We start from the raw sequence: 23,300 nt of genomic DNA on the forward strand, positions 1-23,300 counted from the left end.
GAAGATGTCTGGCGCACAGTGTCGGTTTGCCCGTAAAATGAATCAAGCGACAAGTTTTAAACAACATATGAATGAGTTTCATATCAAGATAGGCGGGCAACAGGTTGGGGGCGCCGCATGATCGAAGTCCGCCATTTGCGCTCGCTGGTGGCGATTGCCGAGTCCGGCAAGCTGGCCACCGCGGCCGAGCGCGTGCATGTCAGCCAGTCAGCGCTGTCGCACCAGATCAAGGCGATCGAATCGCACTACGGCCTGCCGCTGTTCGACCGCACGCGCCAGGGGCTGCGCTTCACGCCGGCGGGCGAACGCCTGCTGGCGCTGGCGCGCGAGGTGCTGGCCGCGGTCAGCGCGGCCGACCGCGATATCGAACGGCTCAAGGGCGACACCCGCGGCGAGCTGCGCGTGGTGCTGGAATGCCATACCTGCTTTGACTGGCTGATGCCGGTGATGGATGAGTTCCGCCGCCGCTGGCCGGAGGTGGAGGTGGACCTGGTGGCGGGCTTCCACGCCGACCCGATCGCGCTGCTCAGCGACGGCCGCGCCGACATGGTGATCGGCTCGCAGCCGGCGGCCCGACGCGGGCTGGAGGTGGCGCCGCTGTTCCGCTTCGAGATCCTGGCGGTGATCGCCAATGAACACCGGCTGCGCAACAAGCGCCGCATCGAAGCCGGGGACCTGGCCGGCGAAACGCTGATTACTTATCCGGTGCCAGAGCAGCGCATCGACCTGATCCGCGAGGTGCTGGAGCCCGCGGGCATCCACCTGGAACGGCGCACGGCGGAACTGACGGTAGCGGTGCTGCAGCTGGTAGCCAGCCGCCGCGGCGTGGCGGCGCTGCCCAACTGGGGGGTGAAGAACTACGTCGACCACGACTACGTGCTGGCCAAGCGCATCGGTGCCAGAGGCTTGTGGAGCGAGCTCTATGCCACGGTGCCGGCGGCGATGGCGCGCAGGCCCTACGTGGCGGACTTTGTCTCGATCGTGCGCGATACGTGCGCGGCGCAGCTCGATGGGATCGAGTTGCTGCCGCAGGCTGCTTAGGCGCGGTTCACGCGGACAGGGCCAGGGCCGGCTCACTGTCAGTGCGGCGCATGGCGGCGCGCGGCGCCGGCTCGGCCACGGCGTCGCTGTCCGGGTCATCCACGTCGGCAAACAGCAGTTCCACGTCGAAACCATTGTCGAGGCGGCGCAGGAACAGCCACAGCAGGCCGGCATCCTCCGCCGTCAGGGTGGCATGCAGCACGGCCTGCCGGGCGGCGTCGAAGCTGAGTTGCGCCGGCGCCAGGCCGGTACGGCGCGCATTGGCCAGCACCCATTCCATGGTGCCGAACGGGTCGGTGGTTTCGAGTCGCAGCGAGAGGCGCAGGGTGGGGAGGGTGGCGGCTGGCATGTGTCGTTTCCGGCAGGTCGTTCGATAAAGTAAATTTACCAGCCGCTGCGCAAAATTGGCTTCTATATTTTCTCCACTATGGCTTGTATTGGAGAATAACTATCCTTTTATGGCAGAATTTACGGACGATTCTTTTTTGTGAGCTATTGTGATGGCACAGCTGCCCAAACTCGACGACACCGACCGGCGCATCCTGCGTGAACTGCGGCGCGATGGCCGCTTGTCCAATGCGAAGCTGGCCGAGCAAGTCGGCTTGTCGGCCACGCCCTGCTGGAACCGCGTGCGCGCGCTGGAAGAAAGCGGGGTGATCGAAGGCTACGCCGCGCTGCTGAACCAGAAAGCGCTGGGCTTGCCCGATACCGTGCTGATCGAGGTTACGCTCGAGCGGCACGACGACGACATGCTGTACCGCTTCGGCAAGGCGCTGGCGGAACTGCCTGAAGTGATGGAGGCGCACTTGCTGACCGGCGAATATGACTACCTGATCAAGGTCGCGGTGGCGGGGACCCTGGGCTATGAGGAGTTCCTGCGGCACAAGCTATACAAGCTGCCTGGCCTGCGCCACAGCCGCTCGACCTTTGTGCTGCGCACGCTCAAGCGCGAGCCTTCGGTCGAGCCCTGAGCAGCTTGTCAGGCCGTCCTGAGCACCTCGGCAGTGGTATTGCGCAGCGCGCGCATAGCCTCGTTGCATTGCTGCGGCGTGGTCGGATGTACCAGTAGCGCCCAGCGGCCATGCTGCACGGCCTCACGCACCGGCGTTATCACCAGTTGATGGTCCGGTCGTGCGGTCACCAGCCCCGCCAGCAGCATGCCGAACACCATGCCCAGGAAGAGGGCCGCCCCGACTGCGAATCCCGGGCTGTCCATGACGGCCTCGACTCCCTGCCGGTGCAGGATGCCGACAATGGCCAGCCCGATCACCGCGCCCAGCGTACCCATCATCAGGTGCGAGCGCACCGCGGTGCGCGCGATGGCGTCGTTCTCGGGCTCCAGCTTGCGGCCGAAGTGCGCTTCGTATGGATGCACCAGCCGCACCTGCCCGCGCCGGAGATGGGCCTCATGGCAGACCCGTTCGGCGGCGTCGTTGGCTGCCGACCTGGTGTCGAACAGTGCTGCGATCTTGGTACTGGCTTGCTCAGCGTTCAAGGGATTACCGGTCATGGCCTGCTCCTGCTGGGGCCGAGGGCCGCCGTCAGGTGATGCGCGCTGCGCTTTTTGTCGCCTGGAACGGCTCCGGCGATGTGCTGTAAACCGAGTCTACCGACCCGCTTGAAGCGGCTGCATAAGGGGATTGCGCGTACTGCTGTAGGACTTCGCCGACGGCCGTCCCGCCCCGCCACGGCGGGGAATCCGAGCGCGAAGGTGCAATTCCGCTCATAATGTCGGCGGTGCCGGGCCGCGCCCCCGCCTTTTGACCAAGAATTCCGGTATGAATGACACAGAAATTGAGCTGATCGACTCGGCGCGCCTGCCGACGCGATTCGGCGACTTTACGGCGCACGCCTTCAAGGGCGCCGATTCAGGCATTGAACACCTGGCGCTCAGCGTGGGCGATGTGACGGGCGATGGCGTCCTGATCCGCATGCATTCCGAATGCCTGACCGGCGACGTCTTCGGTTCCTGCCGGTGCGACTGCGGTCCGCAGCTCGAGCTCGCCATGGAAAAGATTGCCGCCGAAGGCCGCGGCATCCTGCTGTACCTGCGCGGGCATGAAGGCCGCGGCATTGGCCTGGCCGAGAAGATCCGCGCCTATCGCCTGCAAGACGGCGGGCTCGACACGGTCGACGCCAACCTGGCCCTGGGCCAGGCGATCGACGCACGCAACTACGCCTTCGCCGCCGACCTGCTGCACCAGTGGGGCGTCAAGTCCGTGCGCCTGATGAGCAACAATCCGCTCAAGGCCGCAGCGCTCGAGAAGGCCGGCATCACGGTCACCGAGCAACTGCGCCACATCGTGCCGTCCAACGCCGAGAACGAGAAGTACCTGGCCACCAAGCGCACGCGCATGGGGCACCTGCTCGACTGATCGCGCTTGAGCGCTGCAGGCAGCCGCCGCGCTGCCTGGACCGGCCCGCTGCCAGGAATCCTGGGGCGGGCCTTTTCTTTTGCCCGGCGATCGCGCGAAGAACCGTACTTACCCTTGGTTAGTTGCTCATGGAAACTATTGCTCATAGAATCTATTGGCCGCCTGATCACCCGTTCCCATGTCCAACACTGCCAGCACCACCGATTCCATCCTGGAATTCATGTCGTTTCGCCTGAACCGCCTTTGCGAAATGACCAAGTGTTCCGCCTCCGGCTTTTACGAGCGCGAGTTCGGCATCGGCCTGCGGGAGTTGCGTGTGCTGCGTTTTGCCGGGCTGGAGCCGGGCCTGACGCTGACGCGCCTGATCGAACTGGTGTTGCTGGAGAAAACGGTGACTTCCAAGCTGGTCACCGCGCTGGCAAAGCGGGGCCTGCTGCGCCGTGAAGTCGGCGAGGCCGACGCCAGGCAGCTGAACCTCTACCTGACCGCGGCGGGCGAAGCACTGGTCGCGCAGACGTACCAGCGCGGCGACATGCTGGAGAAGATGTTCCTCTCGGTGCTGACGGAAGCGGAGGTGCAGACGCTGGACCGCTGCATCGACAAGCTGACCGCGGCCTTGATCGAGCACCAGCAGGGCGCGGATGCGCAGGCGGGCTAGCCCCGCGGGCGGCAATCCCTCAAACAAGACAAGGCAAGGAGACAGCATGTCATTGAAGACCTATCCGGAATCCTCGCGCCCCTGGCGCCGCCTGGCATGCATGGCGCTGTGCGCGGCCAGCCTGCCGGCCTGGAGCCAGAGCACCGGCAGCACCGCCGGGAGTGCGGCCGCCCCGGCAGCCGCGGCGCCGACCCTGGTCGCCGCGCTGGACAGCGACCCGAACCGCCTGGGCTGGATGCAGGGCTTCCCGCCGCCGCCGGACAAGCTGATCACGCATACGCCGGGCGCCGACAGGTTTCCGCGCAATCGCTGGCTGTTCTCGCATGTCCGGGAACTGGTGCCGACCGCGTCCGTCTGGCGCGGCGCCGGCCCGGCCAGCGCGCTGCCGCGTGCGGAACGGGATATCGGCTCGGTGCAGTTCACCGATGCGGACGGCAGCCGCCGCACCTTCGACGAGATGCTGGCGCTGACCTACACCGACGGCATCCTGGTGATGCACAAGGGCAAGGTCATCTATGAGCGCTATTTCGGCGCGCTTGACGGGCATACGCCCCATATCGCCATGTCGGTCACAAAGTCATTCGTCGGCACGCTGGCCGCGATGCTCGCGGCCGACGGCAAGCTCGACCCGGCGGCACCGGTGACGCGCTACCTGCCCGAACTGGCTGGCACGGCCTATGGCGACGCCACGGTGCGGCAGGTCATGGACATGACCATCGGCGTGCGCTACTCCGAGGACTATGCCAATCCCAAGGCAGAGGTGTGGGACTACGCGCGTGCGGGCGGCATGCTGGCCCGCCCGGCGGGCTACAGCGGCCCGGGGACGTTCTACGACTTCCTGAAGACCCTGCAGAAGGAAGGCGACCACAATGCGGTGTTTGCCTACAAGACGGTCAATGCCGAGGTGCTGGCGTGGATCGTGCGCAGGGCCTCGGGCCAGTCGCTGGCCAGGCTGCTCTCGGAGCGGATCTGGCAACCGATGGGCGCAGAGCAGGATGCGTACTTCACCGTGGACAGCATCGGCACGGAGTCGGGCGGCGGCGGGCTGAACACCACGCTGCGCGACCTCGCACGCTTTGGCGAGACCATCCGCGGCAACGGGCGTTTCAACGGCAAGCAGATCATTCCGGCCTCGGTCGTGGCGGATATCCGCAGCGGCGGCGACCGGGACCAGTTTGCCAGGTCGGCCAGCGCGCCGGTGCTGCCGGGCTGGAGCTATCGCGACATGTGGTGGGTCTCGCACGACAGCCACGGCATGTTCCAGGCCGCCGGCATCCATGGCCAGCGCATCTATATCGACCCTAAGGCCGAGCTGACCATCGTGCGATACGCGTCGCACCCCGTGGCCGGCAACGCGGCCAACAATCCGATCACGTTCCGTGCTTTCCGGGCGCTGGCGGAAACGCTGATGCGATAGGGGGATGGCCCCGGGGCGGCGTGGGCAGCGTCGCCCCGGCAATACCGGTTTCTACTTTTCAGCGGCCGGCTGACCGGCCGCCGCGGCATTGCGCGGCGCCACTTCCGCGGTGATGCGCTCGCCGTGGTCGCGCTGCGCGACCTTCAGGTCATAGTCCAGCTGCAGGTTCAGCCACGACTGCGCATCGCCGCCAAAATAGCGCGCCAGGCGCAGGGCGGTGTCCGGCGTGATGCCACGTTGCTCGCGGACGATGTCGTTGGTGCGCGCCGCGGTCACGCGCAGCGCGAGGGCCAGGGCGTTGGCGCTCATGTTGAGCGGTACCAGGAAATCCTCACGCAGGATTTCGCCCGGGTGGATGGGACGCATGCCGTCCTTGAAGCGAACCATGTCTGTCTTCCTCAGTGATAGTCGATGATCTCAACGGCCGCGGGGCCGTCGTGGGTCCAGATGAAGCAGATTCGCCACTGTTCGTTGATGCGGATGCTGTAGCGGCCTTTGCGGTCGCCCGTCAGCAACTGCAGGCGATTGCCCGGCGGGGAGCGCAGGAACTCCAGCGTCGACGCTCTCTGCAGCAGCCGCAGCTTGCGTTCGGCCACGGCGCGGATATTGCCGAAGCGTGGTACACAGCGGCCCGCGAACAGTTCAGCCGTGTCCGAACATCTGAATGACTGGATCATATCGTATATCGGTAATCGATAAATAGCAATGCAGCGAAAGTCAGGCATTGGCCTGGCGCGAACGTCCATGAAAACCGCTCGCCTCTCGCGCCGCACCGTCACTTGTCTGATTCCGGGCGAGGTGATCGATACCAATTCTTTTCCAACCTGATAGACTGTATGGATGTACAGTGGTCGGGCAGCTTCCCGTCACCTCCTTAACGTCCTGATTCGAAAAGAGAAATCGTGTCGAGCAAGCAGCTAATCCGCATTCGCGGCGCCCGCCAGCACAACCTCAAGAATGTCGATCTCGACCTGCGCCCCGGCGAGATGACCGTGGTGACCGGGCCGTCCGGCTCGGGCAAGTCCAGCCTGGTGTTCGACACGCTCTATGCCGAAGGCCAGCGCCGCTACGTCGAGACCTTCAGCGCCTACGCCCGCCAGTTCCTGGACCGGATGGACCGGCCCCAGGTGGAGCGCGTGGACGGGGTGCCGCCCGCCATCGCCATCGACCAGACCAACCCGGTGCGCAGCTCGCGTTCGACGGTGGGCACGATGACGGAGCTGAACGACCACCTGAAACTGCTCTACGCGCGCGCGGCGGAGCTGTTCGACAAGCAGACCGCGCTGCCGGTGCGCCATGACTCGCCCGAAACCATCTACGCCGAGCTGCTGGCGCGCACGGCCGAGGGCCAGCCGCATCACGATGCGCGGCTCGTGGTGACCTTTCCGGTCGAGCTGCCTGAGTCCGCCACGGATGAGGAGGTCCAGCAGTGGCTGTCCGTCAGCGGCTATACGCGCGTGCAGGCGCAGCGCGTGGTGCAGTCGCCCACCGGCGCACGCAAGCTGCTCGATGTGGTGGCGGACCGCTTCCGCATCGGCAATGCCGAGAAGGTGCGCGTGGTGGAGGCGATCGAAGCTTCGCTCAAGCGCGGCGGCGGCCGCGTCAACATCTATGTGCTGGCTGACGGCGACGAGGGCCCCGTATGGCGCTTTTCCACCGGCCTGCACAGCCCGGACAGCGACCTGCGCTATGCGGACCCGCAGCCGGCGCTGTTCTCGTTCAACTCCGCCTACGGCGCCTGCGAGACCTGCCGCGGCTTCGGCCGCGTGATCGGTGTCGATCTTGGCCTGGTGATCCCCGACGCGCGCAAGACGCTGCGCGGGGGCGCGATCAAGCCGATGCAGACCCCGGCCTGGAAGGAGTGCCAGGACGACCTGATGCGCTACGCGGGCAAGGCCGGCATTCCGCGCGACACCCCCTGGGCGGAGATGACCGAGGCCGAGCGCCACTGGGTCATCCATGGCTCGCCGGACTGGACCGGCCAGTGGAACAAGCACTGGTACGGCGTGATGCGGTTCTTCAACTACCTGGAGTCGAAGGCCTACAAGATGCACATCCGCGTGCTGCTGTCGAAGTACCGCAGCTACACGCCGTGCGAAACCTGCGGCGGCGCACGCCTGAAGACCGAGTCGCTGCTGTGGCGCCTGGGCTCGAAGGACAATGCCGACGCCGTGCTGGCGCCACCGCGCCGCTTCCTGCCGCGCGGGGTGGACTGGGACCGCACCCGGCTGGAGGCGCTGCCCGGCCTGACCGTGCATGACCTGATGCTGCTGCCGATCGAGCGCATCCGCCGTTTCTTCGACGAGCTGACCCTGCCCAGCGCGATGCTGGACGATGCCCTCAAGCTGCTGCTGGCCGAGGTGCGCACGCGCCTGAAATACCTGTGCGACGTGGGTTTGGGCTACCTGACGCTGGACCGCCAGAGCCGCACGCTGTCCGGCGGCGAGGTGCAGCGCATCAACCTGACCACGGCGCTGGGCACCTCGCTGGTCAACACCTTGTTCGTGCTGGACGAGCCCAGCATCGGCCTGCACCCGCGCGACCTGAACCGCATTGTCGAGGCCATGCACCGGCTGCGCGATGCGGGCAACACGCTGGTGGTGGTGGAGCATGATCCGTCCGTGATGCTGGCTGCCGACCGCCTGATCGACATGGGCCCAGGCCCCGGCGAGCGTGGCGGCAATATCATCTTCGACGGCACGCCGGCCGAAATCCGCAATGCCGGCACGCTGACCGGCGAATACCTGGGCGGGCGCCGCCGCGTGGCCGATGCCTCGCACTGGCAGCGCCGGCCGGTGGATGCCACGCTGCCGCGCATCGTGCTGGCAGGCGCCACCGAGCACAATCTGCAGGACGTCACGGTAGAGATCCCGCTGCAGCGGCTGGTGTGCGTGACCGGCGTGTCGGGTTCGGGCAAGTCCACGCTGCTGCAGGACGTGCTGCATCCGGCCATGGCGCGGCACTTCGGCAAGGCCACCGAGTCGCCGGGCGCGTTCCGCAAGCTGACCGGCGCGGACCTGGTCGACGATGTGGTCTTTGTCGACCAGTCGCCGATCGGCAAGACCGCGCGTTCCAACCCGGCCAGCTACGTGGGCGCGTTCGACGAGATCCGCAAGCTCTTCGCCAAGGCGCCGATGGCGCTGCAGCGCAGCTACACCGCGGGCACCTTCAGCTTCAACTCGGGCGACGGGCGTTGCCCGACCTGCGGCGGCTCGGGCTTCGAGCATGTCGAGATGCAGTTCCTGAGCGATGTCTACCTGCGCTGCCCGGACTGCGACGGCACCCGCTATCGCCCCGAAGTGCTGGAAGTGAAGATCGAGCGTGCCGCGCCCGGCCAGCCGCCGCGCTTGCTGAGCATTGCCGACGTGCTGGAGCTGACCGTCAGCGAAGCGGCCGCCTGCTTTGCCGCCGACCCCGCGGTGCTGCGCGTGCTGCAGCCCATCGTCGATGTCGGCCTGGAATACATGAAGCTGGGCCAGCCGGTGCCGACGCTGTCGGGCGGCGAGGCGCAGCGCCTGAAGCTGGCCGGCTTCCTTGCCGAAGCGGCGCAGGCCACGCCGTCGCGGACCCGGCCCAGCGCCATCCCGCGCCGGCTGTTCATGTTCGACGAGCCGACCACGGGCCTGCACTTCGACGATATCGCCAAGCTGATGCGCGCCTTCGGCAAGCTGCTGGACGGCGGCCATTCGCTGATCGTGATCGAGCACAACCTGGACGTGATCCGCGCCGCGGACTGGCTGGTCGACCTTGGCCCCGAGGGCGGCGATGCCGGCGGGCGCGTGGTCTGCACCGGCACCCCGGAAGACGTGAAGCGCTGCGCCGAATCGCATACCGGCCAGGCGCTGATCCACTATGACGCGGCGCTCGGCGAAGCCGGCACGCTTGCCGCCGAGCGCGCCGAGATCGAAGGCGTGCCGCTGCAGGCCGCGCTGCAGGCACGGCGCGCGCGCCGCGAGGTCGAGGGCGAGGACGTGGTGCGCATCGTCAATGCGCATGAGCACAACCTGAAGGCGCTCAACGTCGATATTCCGCACGGCAAGTTCAACGTGGTCACCGGTGTGTCCGGATCGGGCAAGTCGACGCTGGCCTTCGACATCCTGTTCCACGAAGGCCAGCGCCGCTACCTGGAGTCGCTCAATGCCTATGCGCGTTCCATCGTGCAGCCGGCGGGCCGGCCCGAGGTGGATGCGGTCTACGGCATCCCACCCACGGTGGCGATCGAGCAACGCCTGTCGCGCGGCGGCCGCAAGAGCACGGTGGCGACCACCTCCGAGGTCTGGCACTTCCTGCGCCTGCTGTATGTCAAGCTGGGCATCCAGCATTGCGTGCATGACGGCGCGCCGGTGACCTCGCAGAGCCCGGAGTCGATTGCCGCCCAGCTGCTGCGCGACCATCGCGGCCAGCACGTGGGGCTGCTGGCGCCGCTGGTGGTCAACCGCAAGGGGGTCTATACCGACCTGGCCAAGTGGGCCAAGGCGCGCGGCAATACGCACCTGCGTGTCGATGGCGAATTCCTGCCGGTCGACCCGTGGCCGCGGCTGGACCGCTTCCGCGAGCACACCATCGAGCTGCCGGTAGGCGACCTGGTGGTGTCGGCCGAGAACGAGGCCGAGCTGCGCGCGCTGCTGGCGCAGACGCTTGAGGCCGGCAAGGGCGTGATGCACCTGCTGGCGCCGCTGGACGGCCTGCACCACGCCATGCACAACGGCGGCACCGCGCATGTGGGTGAGATCAAGGTGTTCTCGACCAAGCGCGCCTGCCCGGTGTGCGGCACCAGCTACCCTGAGCTGGATCCGCGCATGTTCTCGTACAACAGCAAGCACGGCTGGTGCACCACCTGCGTGGGCACCGGGCTGGCACTGACGCGCGAGCAGCGCGCGGCGTTCGACGATACCGTGCTGGTGGAAGACAACCGCGGCCGCGAGCAGAGCCTGCCGTCGGAAGAGCAGGAGCCCGAAGGCGTGGTCGACACGCCGTGCCCGGACTGCCACGGCACGCGCCTGAACCTGGTCGCGCGCGCGGTGACCTTCGACGAGAACGCCATCGTCGACGTGGCGCAGTGGACCGTGTCCGATACCCGCCGCTGGGTCGACGGCCTGCACCTCACGGGGCGCGATGCCGAGATCGCCCGCGATGTCATTAGCGAGATCGGCAGCCGCCTGCAGTTCCTGGAGGAAGTGGGGCTGGGCTACCTGAGCCTGGACCGTGCCGCGCCCAGCCTGTCTGGCGGCGAGGCCCAGCGCATCCGCCTGGCCGCGCAGCTGGGCAGCAACCTGCAGGGCGTCTGCTACGTGCTGGACGAGCCCACCATCGGCCTGCATCCGCGCGACAACCAGATCCTGCTGGACGCGCTGCGCAAGCTCGGCGACAAGGGCAATACGCTGGTGGTGGTCGAGCATGATGAAGATACCATCCGCCGTGCCGACCACATCATCGATATCGGCCCCGGTGCGGGCAAGCGCGGCGGCACGCTGGTGGCGCAGGGCGGCGTGGCCGACCTGTCGGCGGCGCCGGACTCCACCACCGGGCAGTTCCTGGCGCACCCGATCATCCATCCGCTGCAGGCCAGGCGCAAGGTGAAGCCCGGTGCCGCCGGCAAGCCCGCCGATCCGCCGGAATGGCTGACCGTGCACGGCGCGTCGCTGCATAACCTGCGCAAGGTGACGGCGCGCATTCCGCTGTCGCGGCTGGTGGCCATTACCGGCGTGTCCGGTTCGGGTAAGTCCACGCTGGCGCGCGATGTGCTGATGACCAACCTGCTCGACGCGGTGGGCTGCTCGGTGCTGTCGTCGCCGGCGACCCGGCGCGCGCGCAATGCTGCGAAGGATGAGGCCAAGGCAGCCAAGTCAAGTACCAGGAAGCCGCTCAATGTCGAGCACAACTGGCATGGCTGCGACGCCGTCACCGGCTGGGAATCGATCGACCGCGTGCTGGAGGTGGACCAGACCCCGATCGGCAAGACGCCGCGCTCATGCCCGGCCACCTATATCGGCGTGTGGGACACCATTCGCAGGCTCTTTGCCGATACGCTGGAAGCGCGCGCGCGCGGCTACACGGCGTCGCGTTTCTCGTTCAATACCGGCGACGGGCGCTGCCCGGCATGCGAAGGGCAGGGCGTGCGCACCATCGGCATGAGCTTCCTGCCGGACGTGAAGGTGCCGTGCGATGTCTGCCACGGCCAGCGCTTCAACCCCGAGACCCTGGCGGTCACCTGGCGCGGCAAGAATATCGGCGACGTGCTGACGATGGAGATCGACGAGGCGGTGGAGTTCTTCTCGGCCATGTCGAACATCGCCCATCCGCTGCAACTGATGAAGGACGTGGGCCTGGGCTACCTGACGCTGGGCCAGCCGTCGCCAACACTGTCCGGCGGCGAGGCGCAGCGCATCAAGCTGGTGACTGAACTGAGCAAGGTGCGCGACGACATCACGCGCCGCGGCCAGAAGGCGCCGCATACGCTGTACGTGCTGGACGAGCCCACCGTGGGCCTGCACATGGCCGACGTGGCGCGCCTGATCCGCGTGCTGCACCGGCTCACGGACGGCGGGCACAGCGTGGTGGTGATCGAGCATGACCTCGACGTGATTGCCGAGGCCGACTGGATCATCGACCTTGGCCCCGAAGGCGGCGCGGGCGGCGGCGCCATCGTCGGCGCGGCCGATCCGGAGGCCTTGTCGCGCAACGCGGCCAGCCATACCGGCGCGGCACTGGTGCCGGTGCTGGCGCGGGGCAATGCCGAGGCCGGGAAAGTGGGCATCGCGTAAGGGTGAGTGGCGCATGAATCGGGGCGGCGAAGGGCGTACGGGCACGTCTTTCGCTTGACCATGGCTACTGGCGCGCACATCGCGTGCAAACGGAGGTAACCATGAAGCATATCCACCCCAGCCGACTTCTTGCAGCGGTGGCCCTGGCCGCTGCCGCAATCCCCGCCCTGGCGCAGGCGCCAGGCACGCCGCGCGGCACCTATGACCCGTATTCGCAAGGCGCGCGCAGCACTGACAAGTTCGACCCGTACAGCCAGGGTGCCAACGCACCCACCCGGACCGACCTGGCACCCGCGCCAGAGGCCCAGCCTTCGACCGTGCCGGCGCAGCCTGGCGTGCCTGGCACGACCATGCAGCGCACCCCGGATCCATACATGGAGGGCGCACGTTGGGAAACCCCCGACCTGGGCCGCCGCATCGGCAAGCCGAACGAGTTCCTGGATGGCGCCTGAGCCTAGCGGCCAGCGCTGCCGGCCATGCGAATGCAACCGGACTTACCGTCTCTTGTAAATCCTGCCCAGGCGCGTGACCCTGGCGACACGCCTGCGGTCGCCAGCGCACGGGCAGGGCTGCACTGCGCGGCGGACGCGGCCGGCATCGCCAGCATGACGGTGGTCAGTTACAACATCCACCGCGCCGTGGGCACGGACCGCCGCTATCGGCCTGACCGCATCGCAGCGGTGCTGGAGGAACTGGACGCCGATATCGTCGCGCTGCAGGAAGTGGAATCCGGCAGCAGCAACGACCATACCCTGGAATACCTGGCCGGCCATACCGGCATGCACGTGGTCTCTGGATTTACGCGCGTGCGCGGCAATGCCGACTATGGCAATGCGCTGCTGGCGCGCTTTGCGCCGCAGGCGGTGAACCAGATCGACCTGACGGTGAAGGGCTGCGAGCCGCGCGGTGCCATCGATGTCACGCTGGCGTGCACGGCGTCGGGCTGGGAGAGCGCGCTGCGCGTGATTGCCACCCACCTGGGCCTGCGCCCCGGTGAGCGCCGGCGCCAGGTGCAGCAGTTGCTCAACTACGTGGCCGCCGCGCCGCCGTTGCCGACCATCCTGCTCGGTGACGTCAATGAATGGTTCCTGTGGGGCCGGCCGTTGCGCTGGCTGCATGCGTATTTCGAGCATACGCCGCACACCGCCACCTTCCCGTCGCGCTGGCCGGTGTTTGCCCTCGATCGCATCTGGGTGTCGCCGCGCGCGCACCTGGTGTCGGTGGCCAGCCACCGTTCGCCGCTGGCGCGCGTGGCCTCCGACCACCTGCCGCTGCTGGCTCGCTTTGAGGTGCCCGCAGCGCCGCAGTATGACGGTGGAGACCTCAGTACGACATAGTGGTAGCTTTGATGAGCGTCCCGGCCGGATCAAGACGGGGGTTCCGGGCGCACCGGGGCCCCGTTCGTCTTGCCGCACGGATACGTCCTTGCCGGGCGCTAGCTAACGCGGTGCGCGGGGTGGGCGTTCCTCGCGCTCATCGGTGTGGTCGGCCTTGTCGACCGGCACTTCGGCCGGCAGGTCTTCGGCGGCATGCATCACTTCATCGGCGATCTCTTCCTCCGGGCTTTCCTCATCCTGCGCGGTGTGGGCCTCATTCTCGCGTTGCTCGATTTCTTCATCGATATCGTCGGTTTCCTGTTCGAGATCGGGGTCGAGCGTGCTCGGGATATGGCCCGCGTCGGCGCGCGCGGCACCGGACGCGGTGTTCTCGCGCGAACGGCGGCCGGCGGAAGCCTGCGCGCCTTCGCGCGGCGCCGGCGCGGTGCCGCCCACGCGGTCACCGTGGCGTGGGCCGATACGGTGGGTACGTACGGTCTTGCTCATCGTGCCTCCTGTTCGGTTGGCTCGGCGGATTCAGTGGTTCTCCACTGGCGCTTCGCTGTCATCGGGCCTGTCGCCGCGGCGCCTGACTGAAGGCGGCTCGGTGTTCTCGTCCGGGATGTCATGCTCGCGCTCGACATCGTGGCGGCGGTCGCGCCCGGGCTTGCCCCGTTCATGTTCGGTGTCGGGGCCGCCCTTGTGCGGGTCGGGACGCTCGCTGCGGCGTCGCGTGGTGTCATGGTCGGGCTGGCGATGGGTGCTCATGGCGTCTCCACGGAGGTTGGCATGGCGCTGCCGGTCAGTCGGTGCCGGCGCGCAGCTCGTCGGATACGGCGCTCACGCCGCGCACCGAACGAGCCAGTTCCATTGCCATCGTACGCTGTTTATCGTCGCGCACGGTGCCTTCCAGTTTGACCACGCCGTCAGTGGTGGATACGCGGATCCTGGCGGGGTCCAGCGTGCGCGCGTTGGCCAGGCGGGCCTGGACTTCGGCAGTGATGGCGCGGTCGCTGGCGGCTGCTGTGTCGCGCGGCGCGGCCGTGCGGCCCGTTGAAGACGGCGCCGCCGGCGCATCGGTCGGGGCGGCCGCAACGGCCTGGGAGGCGGCCATCGCCAGCACCGCCAGAGGCAGCGCCAGGCGGGCGATGCGGAAGCGTGGTGTCATGACGATCCTCCTGTACTTGGCAGCGGGCAGGGCGATTCCTGCACCGCATCTGCCTTGGACCTGCAAGCTCCGTTCCTGGCGCCGGCGCCGGCGCCGCCGGTGCGGGGCTGGGTCCTGTGCGGCTTGCGACGCTGCCGGTTCGGCGCACACGGCGTAGTTTTTACAGCCGCGGCAGAAACTGCATGTGCGGCCTGCCAGCGCCCGCCGCGGCATGACCGGCGCGATGCTTGCGCCGTCGTGTGATTGCGTGCCGTCGTGTCTATAGTGGAGGAAATGCTGGCAAAAACTGGCGAGCGGCAAGTGCCGGCGAGCACAGCCCGCAACGCCGGCCCCATGCCGCGGCGGCCCCCTGTGCGCCGCGTGCCGCCGGGCCCGACAGCGCAGCCGGGGGGAGCGGCTCATCCGTTGCGAGGTAGTCATGAACCTAGCCAGCATCCTGTCCACCGTCGTCCTGGCCTCGTCCGTCTCGGTGTCTTCGGCGCCGGTGGAGCGCCAGCTGCTTGCGATGACGCCCACGGACTTCGCCCAGCGCTTCAATACCGTGGCCCACGACACCGGCTCCGGCCTGGCCCTGCCCAGCTTCAAGGTCAAGCCGGGCTGGCACCGCGCCGCGCCCAGCTCGGGGGTGTCGGTGCTGGTGCGCGCCAGCCGCTCGGGCTACGCCATCGATGAGGTGGTGGTGGTATGCCGCGAGGTCGAGCGCTGCTTCCTGACCATCTGCACGGCCGCGCTTGCGATTGACGACAGCGTCAACCCGCTGCTGCTGCAGCGCTTTATCGTGGCGCGCATTGCGACCGAGCTGGGTGAGGTCGGCCTGGTGATGTCGGGCCTGGCGTATATCGTCGTCACGCCCAAGGAGGACGATTACGTTGCCGTCGTGATCCGGCCCTACCTGCCGCAGGAACGCGGCGCTTCGCCCGGCCAGGCAAGGCGTGGTCCGCACGACGGCGCGCAGCCGCCGCAGCACGGCCAGGCGGTGCCGCATGGCACGCCACGCCATCACCACGGCCCGCTGACGCCGATCGTGTTGCACACGGCGGTGCAGAAGTCCTGAGGCCGCGAGCGTTCGCGCTGCCCCGGGGCCGCTTACGGCTGGCGCAACAGCAGCGCCACCGGCAAGCCGCCCAGCACCTCGCGCAGGCGCAGCCGGCCCATGGGTGCGTCCAGCACATGGCCGGTCAGCGCATCGGTCCAGCGGCTCGGCTGCGGCGCACTCACGTTCAGGGTGGTGTCGCCCCAGCCCGCGGGCGGGATGCGCGGCATGGTCGGGTCGACCTGCGAGGCCGCCAGCCGCGTCACCACGGTGATGGCCTGGTGCGCATCCGCGGTGCGGGCAAAGGCCAGCACCTGCGGCACCAGCGCGCCTTGCGCCGCCAGCATGCTGTATTGCCCGTCGGCAAAGAGCCGGGGATGGGCGTGGCGTACTGCCAGCACCTGGCGTATCAGCTGCTGCTTGATGCGCCCGTCGCGCCAGTGCGCCAGCCAGTGGGCCCAGCCGGCGCTGCAGCCCAGGCGCGCGCGCAGTTGCGCAAAATCGGGCGGGCGCCGGTTGTCGGGGTCCACCAGGCTCAGGTCCCAGCCTTCGCATCCCTGGTAGCGGTCGGGGATGCCTGGTGCGGTCAGCTGGACCAGCACCTGTGCCAGGCTGTTGACGGCGCCGGCCACGGCAATGTGCTGCGCAAACTGGCCGATATGCGCCAGCAGACCCAATGGCCAGTCCGCCGCGATGGCGCGCAGTAAGCCCTCGCACGCGGCTTCGTAGGCTGCGTCGGGGCAGGTCCAGTTGCCGTGGCGCTTGGCTTCGCGGATGGCCTTGAGCTGCCACGCGGACACGCGCTCCAGGAAGGCCTCGACGGTGTTGCCGCCTGCAGGCTTGCCGATGTCCTCCATCGGCCACGCGCCGACGAGGGTCTGGTACAGCATCAGGCGGTCGCCGGGGTCCGGGGCCTGCGGCAGCGTCGACAGCAGCGGTGCGCAGGCGCGTTCCCATGCCGCCACGGCATCCGCCCAGGCGTCGGGCATCTCGCTCAGCACGGCCAGGCGCATGCGTGTGTCCTCGCCGCGCTTGTGGTCGTGGGTCGCAGTGGCCAGCATGGCATGAGGACAGGCCATGCGCCGCGCCGCCATGCGCGCGTGGAACTGCGCCGGCGGCAGCGCCAGCGTGCCGGGGTCGCTGCCCACCTCGTTGCGCGACAGCAGCCGCCCGTAGCGGTAGAACGCTGTGTCTTCGCCGGCCTTGGCTGCCAGGGCGGGCATCAGTTGCTGCAGGCGGCGGCGCAGCACGCCGGTTTCGCTGTCGGGCGGGGCTGGCGTGCGCAGGCAGCCGCCGATAAAGGCCAGTGCCACGGCCTCGTCCGGGGCGAGCTCGGCGCGCGCCGCCTGCATGGCCTGGTCCAGCATGGCGTGGTCGGCCTGTGCGGCCGAGGCGTCGCGTGCGCCGGGTTGCGCGTCAAAGTAGCTGCGGTAGACGGGCACCGCCGCCATCAGCGCGGCCAGCGCGCGCCGCAGCGCCGCACGTGTCAGGTCGCGCGTGCCGGGCTCCTGCTTCGCGCAGTCGTGCAGGCAGGCGGCGGCGCCTTCGTACTCGGTCACCAGGTGACGCTCCAGCACCTGGCGCCGTGCCGCCGCGACATGGGCGGCATACGGGCGCGCATCGCCGCTGGCCGACGTCCACAGCGCGCCCAGCGGCGCCTCGCCGTTGCCATCGTGCAGCACGGCGGCAACGTCGTCCATGAAGTCGTAGCCCGTGGTGCCATCCACCTGCCAGTCCGGCGCCAGCCGTTCGCGCGGGCCCAGGATCTTTTCGACCACCAGCCACGGGTGCGCCAGGCGCAGCAACGGCGGGCGCGCGGCGGCGTGCCGGTCCAGTTCGGCGCGCAGCCGGCGGCAGTAGCCGGCAGGATCGGCCAGGCCGTCGACATGATCGACACGCACGCCGTCGATCCAGCCTTCGCGCAGCAGGCGGAAGACCAGCGCGTGGACGGCGTCGAATACCTGCGGGTCTTCCTCGCGCACGCCGACGAGATCGCTGATCTCGAAAAAGCGCCGCCAGTTCAGTGCCGCGGCGGCGGTGCGCCACCAGGCCAGCCGGTAGTGCTGGCGCTCCAGCAGTGCGTGCAGCCGGGTGCGGCCTTCGGCCTGCGTGGGGTCGTACCAGCCGGGCTGGGTTGCGGCGGCGGCATCCACGCTGCCCGGCGCCAGCGGCAGCGAGTGCTCGAAGTAGCGCAGGTGGGCGGCATCGCCGGCGCTTGCAGGCACCCATTGCAGCTCGCCCGCCACCAGCGTGTCCCAGTAGGACTGGCCCAGCATCGGCAGCAGGACCTTGCCGTGCAGGGCGGGGTCGCGCGGGGTCCAGTCGATGTCGAAGCTGGCGGCGCAGCGGCTGGCGCGTCCGTGGGTCAGCACGTCGCGCCACCAGTGGTTGTGGGTGGGGTCGGCTGCCATGTGGTTGGGCACGATGTCCAGCACCAGGCCGAGGCCGGCGGCGCGGGCGCGCCCGGCCAGCGCCTTCAGGCCGGGCTCGCCGCCCAGCTCGTCGCGCACGCGGGTGAAGTCGGTGACATCGTAGCCGTGGCTGGAGCCCGGGCGCGCGCCGCACACTGGCGATAGGTACAGGTGGCTGACGCCGAGCGCGGCGTAGTAGTCGACCACGGCGGCGGCATCGGCAAAGGTGAAGCCCGGGTGCAGCTGCAGCCGGGCGGTGGCGCGGGGCAGGTCATGGTCGCCGCCATCGCCATGACCGCCTGGCAGGGATTCCGGCAAGCCGGCGGGCATTATCTGGCGCGCGCCGCTGCGGGCTCGCACATGGTGGCGACGCAGGCCAGCGGCGGCAGCATGCCGGCGGACAGCTCGGCTGCGGCGCCGGGCAGGCTTTCATGCAGCGCCGCGCTCATGTCGTGGCATGGGCGCATGCATGGCACGGCTTCGCTGCCCAGGTTCAGCCACAGGCTCAGCTCCATGCCGTCCATCAGCCGCCAGCGTGCGCACAGCGCGGCCGGCCCCAGGGTATCGACACCGGCCGACTGGCAGCCGGCCAGCCGGTCCAGCAGTTCACGGCGGCGCACCGCGAGCAGCTCGTGGTAGTACGGAGTCCAGTCGCCGTCGTCTTCCAGCTCGGGGCGCGACGCCTCGAAGGTGGCCGGGTCGTTGGGGTCGGGGATGGCCGCGGCGCGCGCATCGTCGCGGAATGCCGCGGAAGCCGCAAACTCGCGGCGCCGGCCGTCGCGCACGGCCTGCGCCAGTTCGGGCGGGTGGCTGGTGAAGTAGAGGAAGGGCCGCTGCGTGCCGGTTTCCTCGCCCATGAACACCAGCGGCACCTGCGGGCACAGCAGCTGCAGCGCCACCGCTGCGCGCAGCGCATTGCGGTCCGCCAGGCCGGCCAGCCGCTCGCCCAGTGCGCGGTTGCCGGTCTGGTCGTGGTTCTGCAGGAAGCAGACGAAGGCCGTGGGCGGCAGGTGCGCGCTGGGCTGGCCGCGGCGCACGCTGTCCGCGCTTGACGGCACGCCCGGCGCGGCGGCAGAGCGGTGCGCCGACAACTCGCCCTGGTAGGCAAAGCCTTCGCCCAGCACGCGCGCAAGGTGGCGCAGCGCGGGCTCGCCGCGCCCCGCAGGCGCATCCTCGCCCTCATCGGCGCAGCGGGTGTAGTCGCAGTAGTAGCCGTCGCCCTCGCCGGTCAGCAGCACGTGCAGGGCATGGTGGGCGTCATCGTTCCATTGTGCGTCGTAGCCCTTGGCCAGCAGTTCGGCATCGTTGTTGTCGTTTTCCAGCACCAGGTGCAGATGGCGGCTGGCGCCGTCGCCTTCGGCCAGCATGGTGCGCAGCTCGCCGGGCAGCGCCGCCAGCCAGCCTTCGTCCTCGATCGCGTGCACGGCGTCCAGGCGCAGGCCGTCGAAGCGGAACTGCTCCAGCCAGTAGCGCGCGTTCTCGGTGAAGAAGCGCCGCACCTGCGGCCGGCGGAAATCGATGGCCGGCCCCCACGGGGTCTGCCGGTCTGCGCGGAAGAACGCGCTGGCGTAGCGGTGCAGGTAGTTGCCCTCGGGCCCGAAGTGGTTGTAGACCACGTCCAGCAGCACCATCATGCCGAGCTGGTGGGCGCGGTCCACCAGCGCGCGCAGTTCGTCCGGGGTGCCGTAGGCGGACTCGGGCGCGAACGGCAGCACGCCGTCATAGCCCCAGTTGCGCGCGCCGGGGAATTCCGCCACTGGCATCAGCTCGACCGCGGTGAAGCCCAGCGCCGCCAGCCGCGGCAGCTGCTGCGCCGTGCCGGCAAAGCCGCCGCACAGGCCCACGTGCAACTCATAGACGATGGCTTCATGCCAGGGGCGCCCGCGCCAGTCCGGACAGGCCCACGCAAAGGCGCCGGCGGCGTCGGGCGCGGGCACGATGCTGGGCCCGTGCACATCGTCGGCCTGGCAGCGCGAGGCCGGGTCGGGCACGGTGGTGCCGTCGTCAAGCCGGAACCAGTAGCGTGCCCCCTTGCTGCACGCAACGATGGCCTCGAACCAGCCGTTGGCGCCGGCCGCCATGTGCACCGGACCGAGCCCGGCGATCTCCAGCCGTACCGCCTGGCCTTGCTCGGCTGCGTCCGGAGCCCACAGCCGGAACCGCACGCGGCCGTCTGGCAGCCAAGCCGGCCCGAACAGGTAATCGTGCGCAGGTTCGTCGTAGCCTGGCAGGCCTGGCTGCCCGACGGCAGCGGGCGCCGCAAAGCAGTCGTGCGGGGCCAGGTTGGGCGTGGCGGAGCGGGCGCCGGGGGCGAGAAGAAACGGATTGGCGTGCAAATTCGGCTCCTGGCTTCGGAACAGCTGTGGAACGTGCAAAGGGAGAGCCGGCCGGATGGCCGGTCCTTGTGTCCAACGCGAACTCCATGCCCACGGAACAACGCTTTGCGAGGGCGCATGCTGGCGGGGCGTAGCCGCCAGCGCGGGCTTGGTTACATGGGCCATTGTAGAAACTTCCCGCGCAGTGCGGACGTGCGCTAGCCCACGCCCGCAGTGCCCGTCACGTCGCTTACGCGGCGCGCACCGGAGATTCAGCCTGCCAGGGCGCACCGCTGGCGCGGTGCAGCAGCCGCACCGGCACCGGCTCGATGTGCCAGATGCGCTCGCAATACTCGCGGATCGCCCGGTCCGATGAAAAGCGCCCGGAGCGCGCGCACGACAGCACCGACATGCGTTGCCAGCGCGCCGGTTCGGCAAAGGCCTGGGAGACTTTCTCCTGGCACTCGATGTAGGAGGCGAAGTCGGCCATCAGCAGGTAGGGGTCGTGCCTCTGCTGCGGGTCAAACAGCGGACGGAACAGCCCCGGGTCCCCGCGCGAGAAGAAGCCCTGCTGGACCAGGTCGATCACTGCGCGCAGCTGCGGGTTGCTGTGGTAGTAGGCGGCAGGGTCGTAGCCGCTGGCACGCAGCGCATAGACCTCCGGCGCGGTCAGTCCGAACGGGAAGAAGTTGTCGTTGCCCACGGCTTCGCGCAGCTCGATATTGGCGCCGTCCATGGTGCCGATATTGAGCGCGCCATTCATCGCGAACTTCATGTTGCCGGTGCCGGACGCTTCCTTGCCCGCCAGCGAGATCTGCTCGGCCAGGTCGGCCGCCGGGTAGATGCGCTGCCCGTAGGTGACATTGAAGTTGGGCAGGAACACCACCTTGAGCCGGTCGCGCACCTGCGGGTCGCGGTTGACCACGTCGGCCACCGAGGTGATGAAGCGGATCATCAGCTTGGCATAGGCGTAGCCCGGCGCCGCCTTGCCGCCGAACAGGAAGGTGCGCGGCTGGATCTCGGTGCCGGGGTCGGACTTGATGCGGTGGTACAGCGCGATCACATGCAGCACCGCCAGGTGCTGGCGCTTGTATTCGTGGATGCGCTTGACCATCACATCGAACATGGAGGACGGGTCCACCACCACGCCGGTGGTGTCGCGGACCAGCTCGGCCAGCGCTACCTTGTTCTGGTGCCGCGCGGCCTGCCATTGTTCGCGAAAGCCCGCGTCCTCGGCATACGGCTCGAGCGCGCGGAGCTGCGCCAGGTCGGAGATCCAGCCGTCGCCGATCGCCTCCGACACCAGCCGCGTCAGACGCGGGTTGGACAGCGCCAGCCAGCGCCGCGGCGTCACGCCATTGGTGATGCTGGTGAACTTCTCCGGCCACATCTCGTAGAAATCCTTGAGCACGTCCTCACGCATCAGCCGTGAGTGCAGCTCGGCCACACCGTTGATGGCGTGGCTGCCCACGCACGCCAGGTTGGCCATGCGCACATGCCGTTCGCCGTGCTCATTGATCAGCGACAGCCGCGCCAGGCGCGATTCGTCGCCGTAGAAGCGGATCCGCACCTCGTCCAGCAAGCGCGCGTTGATCTCCAGGATGATCTCGAGATGGCGCGGCAGCACACGGGCAAACAGCGGCAGCGGCCACTGCTCCAGCGCCTCGGGCAGCAGCGTGTGGTTGGTGTAGGCAAAGGCATTCTGCGTGATGTGCCAGGCCTCGTTCCAGGCCAGGTCATGGTCGTCGACAAGCAGCCGCATCAGCTCGGCAATGCCCACGGCCGGGTGGGTGTCGTTCAGTTGCACCGCGAACTTCTCGTGGAAGCGCGTCACCGGGATGCCGTCGACGGCGAGCAGTCGCAGCATGTCTTGCAGCGAACAGGCGACGAAGAAGTATTGCTGCTCCAGCCGCAGCTCCTTGCCCTGGCTGGTCTCGTCGTTGGGGTAGAGGACCTTGGTCAGGTTCTCGGAAGTGACCTTCTTGCTGACCGCGCCCAGGTAGTCGCCGCGGTTGAAGGTATGGAAGTCGAAGGCCTCGGTGGCGTCCGCGCGCCACAGCCGCAGGGTGTTCACGGTATTGACGCGGTAGCCCAGGATCGGCGAGTCGAACGGCACGCCCACCACGGTCTTGGCCGGCACCCAGCGCACGCGGTAGTGGCCGCGGTCGTCGGTGTAGTGCTCGGTGTGGCCGCCCAGGCGCACCTGCACGGCCCACTCTGAGCGCTGGATCTCCCAGGGGTTGCCGTTGCGCAGCCAGGTGTCGGTGGATTCCACCTGCATGCCGTCGATGATGGTCTGCTGGAAGATGCCGTACTCGTAGCGGATGCCATAGCCGAGCGCGGGGATTTCCAGCGTCGCCAGCGAATCCATGAAGCAGGCCGCCAGCCGGCCCAGGCCGCCATTTCCCAGCCCCGGCTCGACCTCTTGCTCCAGGATGCGGTCGAGATCCAGCCCGGCAGCGGCCATGGCCTCGCGCACCTCGTCGAAGATGCCCAGGTTGATCAGGTTGTTGCCCAGGTGCGGGCCCATCAGGAATTCCGCCGACAGGTAGGCGACGGTGCGCGAGGGCTGTCCCAGGTAGGCCTCGGCGGTGCTGATCCAGCGCTGCACCAGGCGGTCGCGCACGGTATGCGCCGCTGCCTGGTAGAGGTCGTTCTGGCTGGCGTGGCCGGGCAGCTTGCCCTGGGTATGGAAGACGTGGTCGAGGAAGGCCCGGCGCAGGCTGGCGCCGGACAGGGCGGTACGGGTGTCATCGGCATGCTCGGGCCGGACAGATTCCTTCATGGCGAGGCTCCTGCGCA

19 protein-coding genes are annotated in these 23,300 nt (G+C 68.6%); 9 read left to right on the forward strand and 10 right to left on the reverse strand.

The features are described from left to right. Positions 1–117: 117 nt before the first annotated feature. Positions 118–1,041 carry a LysR family transcriptional regulator gene (locus tag AC3WON_RS02330; protein WP_010814566.1) on the forward strand — a complete coding sequence of 308 codons (924 nt, stop codon included), beginning with the start codon at positions 118–120 and terminating at the stop codon, positions 1,039–1,041. Between the two features lie 7 nt (positions 1,042–1,048). Here the strand turns inward: AC3WON_RS02330 and AC3WON_RS02335 are convergent, their stop codons facing one another. After that, entirely contained in the window at positions 1,049–1,390 is a 342-nt protein-coding gene (locus tag AC3WON_RS02335; RefSeq protein WP_492351047.1) for an AsnC family transcriptional regulator, read from the reverse strand. 151 nt (positions 1,391–1,541) lie between these two features. Here AC3WON_RS02335 and AC3WON_RS02340 point away from each other — a divergent pair, with 151 nt between their 5' ends. Further along, positions 1,542–2,012 (forward strand): Lrp/AsnC family transcriptional regulator, encoded by a 471-nt coding sequence (locus tag AC3WON_RS02340; RefSeq protein WP_492351048.1) that lies wholly within the window; start codon positions 1,542–1,544, stop codon positions 2,010–2,012. Positions 2,013–2,020: 8 nt separating this feature from the next. On the opposite strand, the gene AC3WON_RS02345 is transcribed toward AC3WON_RS02340, so the two are convergent. Next, on the reverse strand, positions 2,021–2,551 hold the full coding sequence (locus tag AC3WON_RS02345) for a riboflavin biosynthesis protein RibA (RefSeq protein WP_492351049.1): 531 nt from the start codon (positions 2,549–2,551) through the stop codon (positions 2,021–2,023). A gap of 268 nt (positions 2,552–2,819) precedes the next feature. On the opposite strand from AC3WON_RS02345, the gene ribA reads away from it, so the two are divergent. From ribA to AC3WON_RS02360, 3 genes are all read left to right on the forward strand, one after another. Then, positions 2,820–3,416 (forward strand): GTP cyclohydrolase II, encoded by a 597-nt coding sequence (ribA, locus tag AC3WON_RS02350; protein WP_010814562.1) that lies wholly within the window; start codon positions 2,820–2,822, stop codon positions 3,414–3,416. A gap of 178 nt (positions 3,417–3,594) precedes the next feature. After that, on the forward strand, positions 3,595–4,074 hold the full coding sequence (locus AC3WON_RS02355) for a MarR family winged helix-turn-helix transcriptional regulator (RefSeq protein WP_492351050.1): 480 nt from the start codon (positions 3,595–3,597) through the stop codon (positions 4,072–4,074). Between the two features lie 46 nt (positions 4,075–4,120). Next, the gene (locus AC3WON_RS02360; RefSeq protein WP_492351051.1) at positions 4,121–5,491 is read left to right on the forward strand and encodes a serine hydrolase domain-containing protein; all 1,371 of its coding nucleotides are present in this window, start codon (positions 4,121–4,123) and stop codon (positions 5,489–5,491) included. 51 nt (positions 5,492–5,542) lie between these two features. On the opposite strand, the gene AC3WON_RS02365 is transcribed toward AC3WON_RS02360, so the two are convergent. Then, positions 5,543–5,878 (reverse strand): HigA family addiction module antitoxin, encoded by a 336-nt coding sequence (locus AC3WON_RS02365; RefSeq protein ID WP_492351052.1) that lies wholly within the window; start codon positions 5,876–5,878, stop codon positions 5,543–5,545. Between the two features lie 11 nt (positions 5,879–5,889). Continuing rightward, positions 5,890–6,168, reverse strand: coding sequence for a type II toxin-antitoxin system RelE/ParE family toxin (locus AC3WON_RS02370; RefSeq protein ID WP_035815279.1), 279 nt, complete (start codon positions 6,166–6,168; stop codon positions 5,890–5,892). Between the two features lie 225 nt (positions 6,169–6,393). Here AC3WON_RS02370 and uvrA point away from each other — a divergent pair, with 225 nt between their 5' ends. The 3 genes from uvrA to AC3WON_RS02385 all read left to right on the forward strand — a co-directional run bounded on the left by uvrA (position 6,394) and on the right by AC3WON_RS02385 (position 13,592). After that, positions 6,394–12,255: an excinuclease ABC subunit UvrA gene (gene uvrA / locus AC3WON_RS02375; RefSeq protein WP_492351053.1), complete on the forward strand. Its 5,862-nt coding sequence runs from the start codon at positions 6,394–6,396 to the stop codon at positions 12,253–12,255. 101 nt (positions 12,256–12,356) lie between these two features. After that, positions 12,357–12,707, forward strand: a complete 351-nt coding sequence (locus AC3WON_RS02380) for an endonuclease (RefSeq protein WP_492316884.1) — start codon at positions 12,357–12,359, stop codon at positions 12,705–12,707. 24 nt (positions 12,708–12,731) lie between these two features. Next, complete coding sequence (locus AC3WON_RS02385) at positions 12,732–13,592, forward strand: endonuclease/exonuclease/phosphatase family protein (RefSeq protein WP_492316885.1); 861 nt, start codon at positions 12,732–12,734, stop codon at positions 13,590–13,592. Between the two features lie 102 nt (positions 13,593–13,694). Here AC3WON_RS02385 and AC3WON_RS02390 read toward each other — a convergent pair whose 3' ends face one another. Genes AC3WON_RS02390 through AC3WON_RS02400 form a run of 3 tightly spaced genes read right to left on the reverse strand, consistent with a single transcriptional unit; the run spans position 13,695 to position 14,739 of the window. After that, complete coding sequence (locus tag AC3WON_RS02390; protein WP_010814554.1) at positions 13,695–14,078, reverse strand: hypothetical protein; 384 nt, start codon at positions 14,076–14,078, stop codon at positions 13,695–13,697. A 30-nt stretch (positions 14,079–14,108) separates the two neighbouring features. Beyond that, positions 14,109–14,339, reverse strand: a complete 231-nt coding sequence (locus tag AC3WON_RS02395; RefSeq protein WP_010814553.1) for a hypothetical protein — start codon at positions 14,337–14,339, stop codon at positions 14,109–14,111. Between the two features lie 34 nt (positions 14,340–14,373). Continuing rightward, positions 14,374–14,739, reverse strand: a complete 366-nt coding sequence (locus AC3WON_RS02400) for a BON domain-containing protein (RefSeq protein WP_010814552.1) — start codon at positions 14,737–14,739, stop codon at positions 14,374–14,376. A gap of 418 nt (positions 14,740–15,157) precedes the next feature. Here AC3WON_RS02400 and AC3WON_RS02405 point away from each other — a divergent pair, with 418 nt between their 5' ends. Beyond that, positions 15,158–15,793, forward strand: coding sequence for a malto-oligosyltrehalose synthase (locus AC3WON_RS02405; RefSeq protein ID WP_492316886.1), 636 nt, complete (start codon positions 15,158–15,160; stop codon positions 15,791–15,793). A gap of 32 nt (positions 15,794–15,825) precedes the next feature. On the opposite strand, the gene treY is transcribed toward AC3WON_RS02405, so the two are convergent. The 3 genes from treY to AC3WON_RS02420 all read right to left on the reverse strand — a co-directional run bounded on the left by treY (position 15,826) and on the right by AC3WON_RS02420 (position 23,283). After that, positions 15,826–18,513 carry a malto-oligosyltrehalose synthase gene (gene treY / locus AC3WON_RS02410; protein WP_492351054.1) on the reverse strand — a complete coding sequence of 896 codons (2,688 nt, stop codon included), beginning with the start codon at positions 18,511–18,513 and terminating at the stop codon, positions 15,826–15,828. Beyond that, positions 18,513–20,519: a malto-oligosyltrehalose trehalohydrolase gene (treZ, locus tag AC3WON_RS02415; protein ID WP_492351055.1), complete on the reverse strand. Its 2,007-nt coding sequence runs from the start codon at positions 20,517–20,519 to the stop codon at positions 18,513–18,515. Before treZ ends, treY begins: the two co-directional genes overlap by 1 nt. Before the next feature lie 229 nt (positions 20,520–20,748). Beyond that, entirely contained in the window at positions 20,749–23,283 is a 2,535-nt protein-coding gene (locus tag AC3WON_RS02420) for a glycogen/starch/alpha-glucan phosphorylase (protein WP_492340427.1), read from the reverse strand. Positions 23,284–23,300: the final 17 nt, after the last annotated feature.

Source organism: Cupriavidus sp. FW305-46, from assembly GCF_058787075.1.